General features: G+C 69.0%; 10 protein-coding genes and 2 rRNA genes. 4 read left to right on the forward strand and 8 right to left on the reverse strand.

Annotated elements, in window-relative coordinates; translation table 11 throughout:
• The 3 genes from FHX40_RS25605 to FHX40_RS24690 all read left to right on the forward strand — a co-directional run.
• A 23S ribosomal RNA gene (locus tag FHX40_RS25605) occupies nucleotides 1-1,520 on the forward strand; the annotation flags it as partial.
• Between the two features lie 119 nt (nucleotides 1,521-1,639).
• A 5S ribosomal RNA gene (rrf, locus tag FHX40_RS24685) occupies nucleotides 1,640-1,756 on the forward strand.
• A 2,141-nt stretch (nucleotides 1,757-3,897) separates the two neighbouring features.
• Nucleotides 3,898-4,272: a cell division protein SepF gene (locus FHX40_RS24690; RefSeq protein WP_229788769.1), complete on the forward strand. Its 375-nt coding sequence runs from the start codon at nucleotides 3,898-3,900 to the stop codon at nucleotides 4,270-4,272.
• A 1,036-nt stretch (nucleotides 4,273-5,308) separates the two neighbouring features.
• Here FHX40_RS24690 and FHX40_RS24695 read toward each other — a convergent pair.
• From FHX40_RS24695 to FHX40_RS24710, 4 genes are all read right to left on the reverse strand, one after another.
• Nucleotides 5,309-6,646, reverse strand: coding sequence for a hypothetical protein (locus FHX40_RS24695; protein ID WP_142262410.1), 1,338 nt, complete (start codon nucleotides 6,644-6,646; stop codon nucleotides 5,309-5,311).
• Between the two features lie 163 nt (nucleotides 6,647-6,809).
• Nucleotides 6,810-8,537 (reverse strand): arginine--tRNA ligase, encoded by a 1,728-nt coding sequence (gene argS, locus FHX40_RS24700; RefSeq protein ID WP_142262387.1) that lies wholly within the window; start codon nucleotides 8,535-8,537, stop codon nucleotides 6,810-6,812.
• A 194-nt stretch (nucleotides 8,538-8,731) separates the two neighbouring features.
• Nucleotides 8,732-9,751 (reverse strand): phosphate acyltransferase PlsX, encoded by a 1,020-nt coding sequence (plsX, locus tag FHX40_RS24705; protein ID WP_142262388.1) that lies wholly within the window; start codon nucleotides 9,749-9,751, stop codon nucleotides 8,732-8,734.
• 459 nt (nucleotides 9,752-10,210) lie between these two features.
• Entirely contained in the window at nucleotides 10,211-10,858 is a 648-nt protein-coding gene (locus FHX40_RS24710) for a DUF1707 SHOCT-like domain-containing protein (RefSeq protein WP_142262389.1), read from the reverse strand.
• Nucleotides 10,859-11,051: 193 nt separating this feature from the next.
• Between FHX40_RS24710 and FHX40_RS24715 the strand changes: the two genes are divergently transcribed.
• The gene (locus FHX40_RS24715) at nucleotides 11,052-12,428 is read left to right on the forward strand and encodes a KamA family radical SAM protein (protein WP_229788770.1); all 1,377 of its coding nucleotides are present in this window, start codon (nucleotides 11,052-11,054) and stop codon (nucleotides 12,426-12,428) included.
• A 436-nt stretch (nucleotides 12,429-12,864) separates the two neighbouring features.
• Here the strand turns inward: FHX40_RS24715 and FHX40_RS24720 are convergent, their stop codons facing one another.
• The 4 genes from FHX40_RS24720 to FHX40_RS24735 all read right to left on the reverse strand — a co-directional run bounded on the left by FHX40_RS24720 (nucleotide 12,865) and on the right by FHX40_RS24735 (nucleotide 15,556).
• A complete protein-coding gene (locus FHX40_RS24720; protein ID WP_142262390.1) occupies nucleotides 12,865-13,104 on the reverse strand; it encodes a hypothetical protein in 240 nt (79 codons plus the stop codon).
• Nucleotides 13,105-13,207: 103 nt separating this feature from the next.
• Nucleotides 13,208-13,744, reverse strand: coding sequence for a YbhB/YbcL family Raf kinase inhibitor-like protein (locus tag FHX40_RS24725; protein ID WP_142262391.1), 537 nt, complete (start codon nucleotides 13,742-13,744; stop codon nucleotides 13,208-13,210).
• A 56-nt stretch (nucleotides 13,745-13,800) separates the two neighbouring features.
• Nucleotides 13,801-14,595, reverse strand: coding sequence for an ABC transporter ATP-binding protein (locus tag FHX40_RS24730; RefSeq protein ID WP_373286897.1), 795 nt, complete (start codon nucleotides 14,593-14,595; stop codon nucleotides 13,801-13,803).
• Between the two features lie 28 nt (nucleotides 14,596-14,623).
• A complete protein-coding gene (locus tag FHX40_RS24735; protein WP_142262393.1) occupies nucleotides 14,624-15,556 on the reverse strand; it encodes an ABC transporter permease in 933 nt (310 codons plus the stop codon).
• Between the last annotated feature and the right edge of the window lie 18 nt (nucleotides 15,557-15,574).

Raw genomic sequence — 15,574 nt, forward strand, 5'->3', positions numbered from 1 at the left:
TTGAACGCCTGGCCTGATCCGGTAGTAGGCAAGCGATGGGGTGACGCAGGAGGGTAGCCCATCCCAGGCGGTGGTTGTCCTGGGGTAAGCATGTAGCCCGCACCGTAGGCAAATCCGCGGTGCATTGAGGGTGAGGTGTGATGCCGAGCCGATTGTGGCGAAGTGGGTGATCCCATGCTGCCGAGAAAAGCCTCTAGCGAGTGCCGCGGCGGCCCGTACCCTAAACCGACTCAGGTGGTCAGGTAGAGAATACCGAGGCGTTCGGGTGAACTGTGGTTAAGGAACTCGGCAAATTGCCCCCGTAACTTCGGGAGAAGGGGGGCCCCTGCTGGTGAACGGCTGTGCGCTGGGAGCTGGTGGGGGTCGCAGTGGCCAGGGGGAAGCGACTGTTTACTAAAAACACAGGTCCGTGCGAAGTCGTAAGACGATGTATACGGACTGACGCCTGCCCGGTGCCGGAACGTTAAGGGGACCGCTTAGCCTGCTTCGGTGGGCGAAGGCGAGAACTTAAGCGCCGGTAAACGGCGGTGGTAACTATAACCATCCTAAGGTAGCGAAATTCCTTGTCGGGTAAGTTCCGACCTGCACGAATGGCGTAACGACTTCCCCGCTGTCTCAACCACAGGCCCGGTGAAATTGCAGTACGAGTAAAGATGCTCGTTTCGCGCAGCAGGACGGAAAGACCCCGGGACCTTCACTGCAGCTTGATATTGGCGTCTGGAATGGCTTGTGTAGGATAGGTGGGAGACTGTGAAGCCTCGACGCTAGTTGGGGTGGAGTCGTTGGTGAAATACCACTCTGGCTGTTTTGGGCGTCTAACCCGCGCCCCTGGATCGGGGTGGGGGACAGTGTCTGGCGGGTAGTTTAACTGGGGCGGTTGCCTCCTAAAGGGTAACGGAGGCGCCCAAAGGTCCCCTCAGCCTGGTTGGCAATCAGGTGGTGAGTGTAAGTGCACAAGGGGGCTTGACTGTGAGACCGACGGGTCGAGCAGGAGCGAAAGCTGGGACTAGTGATCCGGCACTTCCGTGTGGTTGGGGTGTCGCTCAACGGCTAAAAGGTACCCCGGGGATAACAGGCTGATCTTCCCCAAGAGTCCATATCGACGGGATGGTTTGGCACCTCGATGTCGGCTCGTCGCATCCTGGGGCTGGAGTCGGTCCCAAGGGTTGGGCTGTTCGCCCATTAAAGCGGTACGCGAGCTGGGTTTAGAACGTCGCGAGACAGTTCGGTCCCTATCCGCTGCGCGCGTAGGAGACTTGTGGGGGGCTGTCCCTAGTACGAGAGGACCGGGATGGACGAACCTCTGGTGTGCCAGTTGTGCCGCCAGGTGCATGGCTGGTTGGCTACGTTCGGTGTGGATAACCGCTGAAGGCATCTAAGCGGGAAGCCGTCCCCGAGATGAGGTCTCCCTCCCCTTTGGGGGGTAAGGTCCCCACGAGATGAGTGGGTTGATAGGCCGGTGGTGGAAGCTCTGTGAGGGGTGGAGCTGACCGGTACTAATAGACCGAGGACTTGACCGCATACGGAGCATGCGGCATCGCGTGCTCGGTGTGGTGTGTGGTTCGCACTAGAGGCTTGTGTTCGCTGTGTGGTTCTCGAGCAACAGGCGGCTTTGCCGTTGTTGTTCTTTGGGTGTCGTTTCGGTGGTTATGGCGGAAGGGAAACACCCGGTTACATTCCGAACCCGGTAGTTAAGCCTTCCTGCGCCGATGGTACTGCACCTTGGGGGGTGTGGGAGAGTAGGTCGCTGCCGGACGACTTTATGTGGACGCCCTCAGTCTTTGTGACTGGGGGCGTTCGCATTTTGTGGGGTGTTTTTGGTTGTGGCTCTGGGGGTTCCCAGAGCCTTTTTTATTTGATGAGCCAGGTCGGTGTGGTCGCGAGGCGGACTACCGGCCTGCAGGAGTGCGTGCGCCCATGGATGGTGGGCCGATCGGTCCTGACCAAGCTCTCACCGGCCCCTGCCGGGACTGAACGTTGACCAGGGCATCGGCGCACCAGGTGGCGCTCCTGCCGGGCCGCAATGCAGGAGGAGGTCCTCGGTCTGAAAGAACCCCGCTAGGCGTTGGATCGCGAGCTCGGCCGGCTCAAGATGCGCATGGTGCCACAACCCCGCAGGTCGAAGTGGAGGATCTGAAGACGCAGGAGGCACATTCCGACACGCCCCAGGGCCCGTTCTCGTCCTGCTTCGGGAACTCCCCAAAGGGATGCTTCGAGCCATGAGGCGTTGGCGTGCGGGTCGATGTGCCGGTCCGTTCAGTGGGGCGGCTGCATCGGCGTTGCAGACGGGTGAAAAAGGTCAGATCGGCCACTCTGTCAGACTCGGCCACGCTTTCGGGCTCTGCGGGGGCGTCGGCCGTATGCCCGGCATGTGGGGAAGTCGGTTGTCTAGGTCCGCCAGCAGGTGCCCGTGCTCATGTAGAGGTGCACTCCAAGCTGTGGGTGACGGCTTGGGCGGGTCGCTGTGGTCGACGCCGATGCGCTTCGCCGAGTCGGGGATGAGCCGGGCGGGGTTGGACGCGATGCCGTCGGTAGGGATGCCGGGTCATCAACTGTCGATGTCGAAGCGATCGCGTGGCCGGTGTTGCCGTGGACGAGCATGTGCGGGCATCCGGAACGGCGCCCTTGGATGTCCTCGATCGTAATGCCGGCAGTGCCGTCCTGTACCGATATCTGCGGTGATGGGAACGCCCGGCCCGTCGAGGGCTGAGGGCCGACGTGTGCGCTGGCGGTGGGGATCGGTGGATTACCCCTAGGCCGTTTGTTGGGTTCGTGATCGACATTGGTAGCGTGGGGAGGAACAGAACGGATGCCCCGTTTGTGGGCGACTGCCCGGGAGGCGTTGTACGACAGCAAACGGATGCGTGGTGCTGAGGCCGACGATCAGTTCACGCGGGGGGACGTGTTCGGGGGAAAGAGCTTCAGCGGAACCACGCGGGCGTGTCCCCGTACGCCAACGGGCGCCGGCACCAGCGCGCTACCAACGCCACAACGCTGCTGGGGTGGCACGTTCCAGGTAGGTCGCCCACTCTTCCTCTCCGGGCTTGGTCGGCTCGACCAAGCCCGCAACGGGTAGGGGTCCGGTCCTCCGCCGCTTAGAGAAACCCGGCTAGGGCTCGCCGCGGCGGAAGGTGGCTCTCGGCTGCGAGGGCCGGTATTCCCTGCCGGTGTCCCGCGTGGCCTGGCGAAGCGCGAGAACCTGAAGGAGCATTGGATCGTTCTTCTGTTGTGATCGTCGTCGATCGGGAGAACGCGGGCGGGAGGGAGTCGGGCCTATGACCGAGGTCCTGGTGACGGCCTGCGGGAGGTGCCGATCGGCGCGTGGTCGGCCTCGCTTCTCGGCATTTGTGTCACTGTCTCGAGACATCTTCGAACCTTTGCCCGGTCGCGGAACGTCCAAGCAGACGAGACAGCTGGGACTGCTGGTGGAGGAGTGGCGGATGAACGCCGGACGGCCGAAATGTCGTATTCGGTCGCTACCGTTGCCGACGGCGCTCGCGGCCGTGCCGGGGACCGCCCGGCGGCCGGTCGCCGGCCACCGGCGGCGCGCCGAATGCCCGAGGGTTTCTCGGGTATAGCGGAATAACGACGTTGAACGGATATTTGCCTTGCATGTGACGAGGTTTGAGGTACGCGAACATATATCGCTTGCAACTGAGGGCGGGATGGCGGAACCTAGGTGAGGAGGCGGTCGATAAGAACAATCGCAGGGAAGTGCTTGGGTGTCGTTTGACCGGGTCCAGGGCGCGATTTCGGGACGATAACAAGGCTCTCGTTTTCTGCTCTGGCGTGTCGCGTGGCCGGAGCCGAATCGTCGGTTAACGTCCTTATTGGTGGGACAAGGTGAATGCGGCCGGTTCTCGTGGAAAGGACGAGTCAATGGGGGCAGTACGTAAGGTGGCCAACTACCTTGGCCTCGGCGTGGTCGAACCGTACAGTGACGATGAATACGACGACGTCGAGTACGAGGACGACTGGATGCCCGCTTCGGAACGGGCGGCCCGGCGGTGGCAGCAGGCGCAGGACGAGAGCGAGCCTGCGCGCATTGTGATGGTCCGGCCGCGGAAGTATGACGACGCGCTCACGGTGGGTCAGCATTTCCGCGAGGGCTGTGCCGTGGTCATGGACGTGGCGGGCATGGCCACCGCCGAGGCCACGCGCATGGTGGACTTCGCGGCAGGACTCGCATACGGCTGCGATGGCCGTATCGAGCGCATTGCGGACAAGATCTTCCTGCTGGCCCCGGCGGAGATCGAGGTCTCCGTCATCTGACGCGGAAACACTGCGCCATGCTCGGATCGCTCGGCATGACGATTGCGCGGCGGGAATGTTCCCGGCTCGCCGCGGAATGGTGCATGCCGTGGCGATCGGGGAGCGGATGCGGTATTCGCCGTACCCGCCGTCGCGGTTGTCCATGGAAAAGCCCCCTTCACGGACAACCTTCTGGTCGTCGGCAAGGTAGGGCCATTCCGCAGGCGCTCCGTCGTCGTCCCCCATCCCTCACAGCGCGCCGTTTCCCCGAACGGCGCACCGCCGCTCCCGGCCGGGTGTCCAGGACGCCGTCCCGCGCCCACGGACGCGTTTCTGGGCGGGTTTTCTCCCGGTCCGGGGATGTCCCCCTTCACGTGGCGTCTCGGCCGTCGTAGCACCCGTCGGCCGGGAACCGCCCGTCCGGCGCTGCGGTGTTCCCCGCCTCGGCGCCCGTAGCGCGTCACAACGCCGCACGCCGGACCGGATGTCCCGTCACGGGGCTCGTGCGCCTTGGCTTCGCCCCATGGCCTCGTCGCCGGGCTTGGCCGCGCGCCGGCGGAGGCCCGACATCTCCTCTGCGCGGCCTCCTGGCGGTTGTCCCGCCCATCGGTGGTGTCGACCGTGCCGGTAGAAGCGCGGTCCGGGCGGGCACTCGTTTCGCGCCCGCTCGCGGTGCTCCACAGCGAATCCTGAGGTGGCAGGGCGGTCACGAGGCCGCCGTCCTGTCGTGATCACGTCGCAGGGCCGACCTCGCCGTCGTGCACGCGCGGCGCGCAGGCCCGGGACGGTGCGGCAGGCAACCCGTAGCGCCGAGGACGGCCGGGGCGTTCGGCTCCTGGAGCGCGGCCGGAGACATGCGTCCCGCTGCAGCCGATCGAGACGACGCCACCGGCCGCCGAAGGACCGTTCCACCGCGTCTCGAACAACGCCGCACCGGCCGTCCTGCCCTGTGCCGTACGCCGCCGGGCGGCATCGCGACCCGGCAGCACGTGGGCGGCCGAAGACATGCCGAGCCGGCCGTGGCGCTCGTCTCCGGCCGGACCGGTACGGCGGGGCGTCAGGCGGCGCGGGGGCCGCGGCGCAGCAGGCGGCAGAGCTCGGCGAGGTCGCGTTCGGCGGCCTCGGCGCGCCTGGTGGACTCCCGGGCGTACTCGTGCAGGGCGAACACGGCCCGGTCGGCGAGTTCGCGCAGCTCGCTGAGCTGCTTGCCGACCAGGGCGGCCTCGGCCTCCTCGCGTCGGCGGCGACGCAACAGCAACAGGCCCGCCCCGCCGCCGGCGAGCACGGCAAGGAGGGCGAGCCACAGCGTGAGCGCGAACGACAGGCCCAGCAGGACCACGGCGACGCCGATCAGCGCCTGGGGCAGCCACGTCGGGTACGGCTCGGGCGGCACCGCGCGGGCGCGGATGCGACTCTCGGCCTCCATGATCGAATCCGGGTCGGGGCCATCCGGGCGCAGCGTGATCGGGTGGCCCATGATGGGCACGGTGACCTCGGCCGGAGGCATCGCGCGGGTCGCGGCGGCCAGCTCCTCGGCGGCCTGCCGGATCACCGGCGCGGCGACGTGCAGGGCGAGCGCGGCGAGCCGCGGGTCGGAATTCGGCTGCAGGTCCTCGAGCAGGTGGTCGTTGAGCGAGCTCAGCGGGCCGGTGTGCGCGCTCGGGTTGATGAGGGAGCGCAGCACCTCGAGCGGCTCGGTCTCCGGCCACATGCCCGAACCCCGCCAGCCGGTCGGCGGGTGGGCCGGCGGGTCGGCGGGCTTGCGCGGCGAGGTGATCTCGGTGCACCGGGCACGCAGCCGGGCGAGCCGGTCCGCGGCGTACGCGGGCCGCTGGAGCGCCGGAAGCTCCGCCAGCTCGGGGAAGTCGAGCAGCGACGGCGGGATCACGACCTTCGGCTCGCCGGGCAGCAGCGCCTTGAGCCAGCGTTCCGGCTCACACTCGTGCGGGTTCGCCACCGCGTCGAGCCGGCGCAGCACGAAGATCTTCCCGGCCGGGCCGTACGCGCCCCGGGCGGCCGCCACCCACACCGCGCGCTGGCCCGGCAGCACCGGGCGGTCCGCGGCCAGGTCGCCGAACGCGGTGGCGAGCCAGGATGCGTGGACCCGGTCGCCCTGTCCGGCGAGGGCGAGGGCGAGGCACAGGAACAGCGCCGTCTTCCCCTCGTCGTGCCGGGCGGCGCGGGTGAGCGCGTCGAGCGCGTCCTCACCGTCGATGATCTGGATCAGGGCGTCGATGGCGGGCGCGAGCCAGTAGCCCGGCACGTCCGTGACACCGGGCGCCGGTTTCGGGGCGGTGCCATCGGCGACCAGGTGGACGAGGAGCTCCTCCGCGTAGCGGTGAAGCTCCGTGGCGTCGATGAGCCCTGATAGGTCGGGGCCGGCGGTCAGGTCCATGCTCACGCTGAAGCTCCCCGAGGAGTGACGGAAGGCCCGCGTGGACCGGGATCGGCGGACGCTCCCAATGACCGCGCTAAGCCTAAGCCTTTGTCAGCGGAAATTCTCGTAAGCCACGCCGTTCGGGCCCCGTTCCCTTTGTCACGGACCTCCCAAACATCCATCACATGCGCTCCGGCACCTCGATACCGAGCAGGTCCAGCCCCTGCAGCAGCACCCGCAGGGTGAGCGCGGAGAGCGCGAGCCGCGACTCGCGCACCGCGGGGTCCTCGGCGGTGAGGACCGGGCAGCTCTCGTAGAAGCCGGTGAACGCCTGGGCGAGCTCGAACAGGAAGGTGCAGAGCCGGTGCGGCTCGGACGCCTCGGCGACCTTCTCCACGACCGAGGGGTATCCGAGCAGGGTGAGCGCGAGCGCGCGCTCGGCCGGCTCGCCGAGCCGGATCGCACCGGTGGCCTGCTCCGGGTCGATCCCGCCCTTGCGGAAGATCGAGCGGATGCGGGCGGTGGCGTACTGCAGGTACGGGCCGGTGTTGCCGGTGAGCGCGAGCATGCGGTCGAAGTCGAAGACGTACTCGCTGTCGTGGCTCACCGACAGGTCGGCGTACTTGACCGCGCCGATGCCGACCTTCCGCGCGATCTCCTTGCGGGTCTCCGGGTCGTACCCGCGGTCGGCGATCACCGCCTCGGCCCGCTCGACCGCCTCCTCGAGCAGCTCGGACAGCTTGATCGACTTACCCGACCGGGTACGGAAGATCTTGCCGTCCTCGCCGAGCACGTTGCCGATCTGCACGTGCTCGGCGCGCACGTCGTCGGTGAGCCATCCGGCCATGCGCGCGGTGGCGAACACCATCTGGAAGTGCAGCGCCTGGGTGGCGCCGACCACGTAGAGGATGCGGTCGGCCTTGAGCTCGCGCACCCGGTACCGGATCGCCGCCAGGTCGGTGGTGGCGTAGCCGTACCCGCCGTCGCTCTTGCGGATGATGAGCGGAAGCGGCTGGTCGTCCCGGCCGGTGAAGCCCGGCGGGAAGACGCACAGCGCCCCGTCGCTGATCCGCGCGATCCCGGCACGCTCCAACTCGTCGCAGACGTCGGCGAGCATGGGGTTGTACATGCTCTCGCCGGCGATGTGCTCGTCGGTGAGCGTGACGCCGAGCTCGCGGTAGATCTGGTTGAAGTAACGCTTGCTGTGCTCGATGAACTCGTGCCACAGCCGCATGCTCTCCGGGTCGCCGCCCTGCAGCAGCGGCACCCGGCGGCGCGCCCGCTCCTCGAAGGCCGGGTCGGTGTCGAACTTGTGCCGGGCCTCCTGGTAGAAGGCGTTGCCGTCGCCGGAGGCGAGGCGGCGCAGCGCCTCCTCCTCGCCGACGTCGAGCAGGTGCTCCATGAGCATGCCGAACGGCGTGCCCCAGTCACCGAGGTGGTTCTGCCGGATCACGTGGTCGCCCACGTGCTCGTGGACCCGGGCGAGCGCGTCGCCGACGATCGTGGTGCGCAGGTGGCCGACGTGCATCTCCTTGGCCGCGTTCGGCGCGGAGTAGTCGATCACCACGGTCTGCGGCGCCCGGCGCGCGACGCCGAGCGCCTCGTCGTCGCGCATCGCCTCGGCCTGACCCGCGATCCACGTGTCGGCGAGGGTGAGGTTGACGAAGCCGGGACCGCTCACCTCGACGCCGGCGCACACGTCCGCGACGTCGAGCGCGTCCACGAGGGCCTGGGCGACGTCCCTGGGCGCCCGTCGCAGCCGCTTCGCCAGGCTCAGCGCGACGTTCGCCTGGTAGTCGGCGAACTGCGACGGCCGGATCAGCGGATCGGCGTCGGCGTACTCCGGGCCGAACGCGGCGCCGAGCGCACGCTGGACGCGTTCGGTGAGCACGACTTGCGGGTCGACCATGAACTCTCCTTGGCGGCCGTGGAGGCGCGACGTGCCGTGATCGCCGCATGCCCCCTGGCTCGATCACGTTCTTCCAGCCTATCGATGAATCGAGGCCGTATCCCCATTATCGGCCCCGGCCGGGTCCGGCCGCACCGAAGCGGGAGAGCCTGTGGACAACCGCACGCCGAGCCGCGGAAACGTCGCCCGGTACGTCACCAGAGCCGGTGGTGCGGGCGGGAGGCGGCGAGCCGCTCCCCGATGCGGGCCACCACGCCCCGCGCCGCGAGCGAGGCGGCGAGCGCGCAGGCCGAGGCGATGGCGGGGGCCTTCGACGCGCCGTGCGCGATCACCACGGTGCCGTTGAGGCCGAGCAGTACGGCGCCGCCGTACTGCTCCGGGTCGAGCCGGCGCGCCAGGCGGCGCAGCGCCCCGCGCTGCAGCACCGCGCCGAGCCGGGCCGGGCGGCTCGCGGCGATCGCCTCGCGCAGCTCGGTGAGCGTGTAGCGCACGCTGCCCTCCATCGTCTTCAGCGCCACGTTCCCGGTGAACCCGTCGGTGACGATCACGTTCACCTTGCCGGTGAGCAGGTCGTGGCCCTCGACGTTCCCGGCGAAGTCGAGGCCGGGGGTGGTGGCGAGCAGCTCGTGCGCGCGGCGCGTCACCTTGTTCCCCTTCTCGGTCTCGCTGCCGATGGTGAGCAACCCGACCCGGGGGTGCGGCATGCCGAGCGCGGTCTCCGCGTACGCCGCGCCGAGCTGGGCGAACTGCACGAGCATCTCGGGCTTGACGTCGGCGGTGGCGCCCGCGTCGAGCAGCACCGTCGGCTCCGGCAGCGTGGGCAGGGTGACCGCGATCGCGGGCCGCAGCACCCCCGGCTGGCCGCGCAGCCGCAGCCGCCCGGTGGCCACCACGGCCGCGGTGGAGCCCGCCGAGACCACGGCCGCCGCGTCGCCGCGCCGTACCAGGTGGCAGGCGACCGCCACGCTGGACCGGGGGCGGCGCAGCGTGGCGAGCGCGCCCTCGTCCATGCCCACCGTCTGCTCGGCGCGCACGATGGGGATCTCGTCGGTGGCGCCATGGGCCGCGAGCGCCTCGTAGATGGGCCGGGGCTGGCCGACGAGCACGACGCGAACGCCGAGTTCCCGGGTGGCGCGCACGGCTCCCGCGACCAGCTCGTGTGGGGCGTGATCCCCGCCCATCGCGTCGAGCGCTACGGGCGGGGTGTCAGGCAATCGGTCACCTCGGTGGCCACGGCATGCTCCTTTCGCGGGTTTGGGGCGTCCGGATCGACGCCCTCCGCCGCCCGCTCACGCATGGTAAGCGGCGTCGGCCACGGGCGTGCCTCTTGGTGAGGCCCGTGGGAGTGTCGGGCCTCGCGCGGTGAATGCGGGCGTAGGGGACGCCGGGCGCTTGCTGGGCGGTTGCGCTCAGACCGGGGCGAGCGTTGTAGTGGGTGCTATACAGAAAGCAGAGGACAGGTTCGAACGACGGAAAAGGGGGGTGATGTGCGGCAGGTGTTGGACGTTCGGAGACCGCGCCGTATCGTCGCGCGTGCCGCCGGATGTGGCAACCAGGCGGTCGCGCGTACGGCGGGCCGGGGACGCGCCCGGCGTGGCCCGCGTCGTCACGCCGCGGTGGAACCGCCGCCATCCCCCGAGGCGCCGCCGCTGCGGGCGGCGCCACTCGACCGGTCACCAGTAGGGGAAGCCCTCGCCCTTCGCGACCACGATCTTGCCGAACCTGGCGTTGCCGGTGATGCGGATCAGCGGGGCGCCCGGGTCGGCCACGCCGTCGGCCGCGGGGCCGTTCGCCGTGCCGCCCGCGTCGTACCCCCATGGGCCGTCGTCGGACACGTGCCGTTTCGAGAACAGCGCGCCGCCTTCGTCGATCACGCGGGCGTTCCGCGGGATGCGCACGATCAGCTTGCCGAAGGTGGCGTCGAGGTCGAGGGTGATCTCGCGACCCGGTAGCACCGCGTCGGTCAGGTCGACGATCAGCGCGCCGAACAGCGAACGCAGCCGGGTACGGCGGCCCACCACCCAGCGTCCCCTGCGCACGATCTTGCTGAACACGGCCGCCACCTGCTGACGCTCCGTGCCCGTACCGGGCGCCGCGGCCTCGACGTCGGGCAGGTCCTCGACGAGCGGGAGCAGGTCACCGAGCGTGACGGCGGAGTAGGCGGCCTCCAGCCGGTCGGCGTGCTCGATGCTGGTCAGCCGGCCGGTCGCGAGCGCCTCGCCGAGGATGGCGGCGACCCGGTCGCGGTCCGCGTCGGACGCGCGTTGTCTCGCCGGATCCGCAGGTCGCCGCGGCTCGAAATAGGCGGGTTGAGCGGTCACGGTTCCACGTTACGGCAAAACGCGATATGTCGCGATAGCCCGACAAGTCTAGGTGAGCGACGGTAAAGCCTTGCCGTCACCCATCGCCACCGGGAACTCCAGGTCCTATGGTTACGTCGGGGTATATGAATGACATAGACGCGTGACGGCACCGATTGGTTTACATAGATCGCGAAAAGAAAGGGATCTTCAGGTGACCTTGAAGGAAGGCATCCGCGGTTACCGGGCGTACACCGCCAAGCACCTGGACGAGCTTCTGGTGCGCGCGGGCTTCGATGCCGAGCAGCGGCTGCGCGTCCGGGCCGTGGCCACGGTGCTGCCGTTCCGCACGAACGCGTACGTCGTCGACGAGCTGATCGACTGGTCGGCCGCGCCGGACGACCCGATCTACCGGCTCGTCTTCCCGCAGGAGGACATGCTTCCCGAGGCGGACGTGTCCCGCATCGCGGACCTGCTGCGCAAGGAGGCCCCCGCCGCCGAGGTCAGGGCGGCCGCCCACGAGGTACGCATGCGGCTCAACCCGCACCCGGCCGGCCAGCTCGAGCTCAACGTGCCGCGGGTGGGCGACGAGCCGATCCACGGGCTGCAGCACAAGTACCCGGAAACCGTTCTCTTCTTCCCGAAACAGGGGCAGACCTGTCACGCGTACTGCACGTACTGCTTCCGCTGGGCCCAGTTCGTCGGCGAGCCGGACCTGAAGATGGCCTCCGACGACGTCGCCCGGCTCGTCGCCTACCTCAAGGAGCACCCGCAGGTCACCAGCGTGCTGCTCACCGGCGGCGACCCGATGATCATGGGTGAGCCGGTGCTGCGCCGCTACATCGAGCCGCTGCTCGAGCTCGAGCAGATCGAGTCGATCCGCATCGGCACCAAGTCGCTCGCCTACTGGCCGGCCCGGTTCCTCACCGACCCGGACGCCGACGACACGCTGCGGCTGTTCGAGAAGGTCGTGGAGTCCGGCAAGACGCTCGCGTTCATGGCGCACTTCTCCCACCCGCGGGAGATGGAGCCGGAGAAGCTGCGCGCCGCGGTGCGCCGCGTGCTCGGCACGGGCGCGGTGATCCGCACCCAGGCCCCGCTCATCCGGTCGATCAACGACGACCCCGGCGTCTGGGCCCGCATGTGGCGGCTGCAGCAGCAGATGGGCATGATCCCGTACTACATGTTCGTCGAGCGCGACACCGGTCCGCAGGACTACTTCGCGGTCCCGCTCGGGCGCGCGTGGGAGATCTTCCGCGACGCGTACGCGCAGGTGTCCGGGCTGTGCCGTACCGTGCGCGGCCCGTCCATGTCGGCCACCCCCGGCAAGGTGTGCGTGGACGGCGTGACCGAGGTCGCCGGGCAGCGGGTGTTCGTGCTCCACTTCATCCAGGCGCGCAACCCCGAGCTCGTCGGCCGGCCGTTCTTCGCGCAGTACGACCCGGACGCGGTCTGGCTCACCGACCTGCGGCCCGCGTTCGCCGACCGCTTCCCCTTCGAGACGGCGCCCGCCACCTCGAACGGCACGTCGAACGGCACCGCGTCCAACGGCGCCTTCCCCGCGCTGAGCGGGGCCCGCCTGTCCGCCTGACCAGGCGAAATCCCCCTACAGACGAACCCTCTGCACAACCGAAACCGAACCCACCCGCGAACGACAGACCCGGCCCCCGAGATCCGTCGGCGCACCGGCACCGCACACAAGACCGCACCGCACCGGCCGCCGCCCGTCATCCGGCCCGTGCCACCACTGCCGCAGCTCGCCGCCGACGGGAGAACCGGGTCCCGGCCGAACCGCGGACGCCGCCGGGCGCGGCGGGTGACGGCCGTCCACCGGGGCGCGCGCCCGTGACCGGGGCGCCCACGCTTCCTTCCCGCCCCGCGTGCCCGCCCGCAGGCCCGCGTTCGCATGCCATACGCATATACGCCTGAGCACACGACCGCCCAGCGGCGGAACAGCCGAGAAGACGTCGAACGGCCGGTGCCCGGAAGGTCGGGCACCGGCCGCCCGTGGTGTGCCTTCGCCCGGGTCACCCGGTGGGATCACCCGCCGGCGCGGCCGCCGTGCGCCGGGCGCGGCACCGGGAGGTCTCCGGCTCCTGGAAGGTGGGCGCGCGCACGTGGGTACGGCGGGCGATCTCGGCCTGGAGCCGGGCCATCTGCCAGTGCAGCTCGCACAGCTGCTCGGCGAGCCGGCCTCGGGGCAGCTCCGCCGGGTCCTCGTCGGCCAGCAGGTCGATGGCGGTCGACAGCGCTCGTATCGCACCCACCCACATCAGCCATCCCCACCTTTATCGAACCTACGTTCGAATCATAGTGGAGAGCCGGCGGGGGTGTCAGCCGCATACGGAACCCGGCGTGTCGCGGCGGGCGTCAGGTCGTCTCGTAGATCGGCGCGATGAAGCCGCGGGCGAGGGTGTTCGCGGTGATGTTGAACCCGACCACGGCCGGGGTGGCGTCGCTGTCGAGCCCGAGCTTCTCCACCTTCAGCGCGTGCACGGCGAAGATGTAGCGGTGCGGCCAGCCCGGCGGCGGGGCGGCGCCGTCGTACCGCTTGTTGCCGAAGTCGTTGCGGGCGTGGATCGCGCCCTCCGGCAGCCCCTTGAAGTCGCCCGAGCCCGCGCCGGTGGGCAGCTCGGTGACGTTCGCCGGGATGTCGAACAGCACCCAGTGCCAGAAGCCGCTGCCGGTGGGGGCGTCCGGGTCGTAGCAGGTCACCGCGAAGCTCTTGGTGCCCTCCGGCGCCCCCGACCACCGCAGGTGCGGGGAGAGGTTCTCCCCGGACATGCCCCAGTCGTTGAAGACGTGGGCCTCCGGCTTGCGCTCCCCGTCGCGGACGTCGTCGCTCTCGACGGTCAGCGCGGGGACCTCGGGCAGGAACTCATACGGGATCGGTGGCCGTGCGGACACGACATACCTCCGTTGCCGCGGGTGGTTGTGTCGGTCCCCATTCTGGTACCACGCGATCAGTTCTTGGTGTAGGCCGAAAGGACCTTGTCCGGGTCACCGTCCATCTTGATCTTGCCCTTGTGCATCCAGATGACCCGGTTGCAGGTCTCCTCGATGACGTCGAGGTTGTGCGCGACGAGGAACACCGTGCCCGCCTCCTCGCGCATCTGCCGGATGCGCTCCTGGCTCTTGCGCTTGAACTCGCGGTCACCGGTGGCGAGCGCCTCGTCGATGAGCAGCACGTCGTGGGTCTTCGCCGAGGCGATCGCGAACCGCAGCCGCGCGCCCATGCCCGAGGAGTACGCGCTCATCGGCAGGTTGACGAACTCGTCGATGCCGGAGAACTCCACGATCTCGTCGTACTTCTCCCGGACCTGGGCCGGCGTCATGCCCATCGCGTAGCAGCCGAGCACGATGTTGCGCTCGCCGGTGAGGTCCTTCATCAGCGCCGCGTTCACGCCGAGCAGGGACGGCTGGCCGTCGGTGTACACCGCGCCCTTGGTCGGCGGCAGCAGCCCGGCGATCGCGCGCAGCAGCGTCGACTTGCCGGATCCGTTGCGGCCGATGATGCCGATCGCGTCGCCGTGGTAGGCCACGAAGGACACGCCCTTGACGGCGTGCACCTCCTTCATCTGCGGCCGGCCCTGGCGGCGCAGGATGCGCATGAGCGCGTTCGCCGCGTTGCCCTTCTCGTGCACGCTCGCCGCGCCGTACACGCGGTAGACGATGTGCAGGTTGTCGACCACGACCGTGGGCTTGCCCCGCTTCTCGGGGGCACGGACGACCGCGTGGGTCGCCTTCGTCTCTTCCAGAGCCACCTGGGAGCGCTCCTTGGTCAACTCAGCCACGGCCGTACTTCTCCTCGGCCAGCCAGAAGTAGAGGAAGCCGACGATAAGCGCGCACAGCGCCCAGAATACGCAGGTTATCCAGGTGAACGCGGACGGGGCCTGCTCAAAGATCAGCAGATCACGCATGAACTGGATGTACGCGGCGGCGGGGTTCACCTCCAGCACCCAGCGCAGCAGCTCGGGCAGCCCCTTGGTCTGCTCCTGGATGCTGTAGAAGACACCCGACGCGTACAGCCAGGTGCGCAGCGCGAACGGCAGCAGCTGGTTCACGTCGCGCACGAACGCGCCGACCCGGGCCACGATCAGCGCGGCGCCGAGGTTGAACAGCGTCTGCAGCAGCAGCGCCACCGGGATGAGCAGCCACAGCAGCGTCACCGGCTCCCCGGTCACCAGCACGATCGCGATGAGCACCGCCATCGACCAGCCGAGCTGCTGCAGCTCCTGGAGCGTGTACGCCAGGGGCAGCGAGGCCCGCGGGAAGTGCAGCGCGCGAATCAGCGACAGGTTGCTCGAGACCGACTTGGCGCCGCCGAGCACCGAGCGCTGGGTGAAGGTGAACACCATCACCCCGGTGATCAGGAACGCCGTGTAGTTGCCGCCGACGCCCGGCTTGTCCTTCTGCCCCAGGATGAGGCCGAACATCAGCCAGTACACCGCGGCGTTGAGCAGCGGCGTGATCACCTGCCAGAGCTGACCCAGCACGGAGTTCGAGTACTTCGACAGGTTCCGCGAGGTCGCGTAGGTGACGATGAAGTGCCGTCTCTGCCACAACTGGCGCAGATAGACGGGAAGGGCGGGTCGCGCGATGGAGCGACGCAGCCCGTGACGCTCGGCGAATGCGGCCAGCGACTCCCCCTTCATCGGGGTGGCGCCGCCCCGGCCGCCCGCCTGGGCGTCCGCGACCGCGGATTCCGGCTGGCTCATGGCAAGGACTCTATTGGA

Origin of the sequence: Thermopolyspora flexuosa, assembly GCF_006716785.1 — a bacterium.
Lineage (GTDB): Bacteria > Actinomycetota > Actinomycetes > Streptosporangiales > Streptosporangiaceae > Thermopolyspora > Thermopolyspora flexuosa.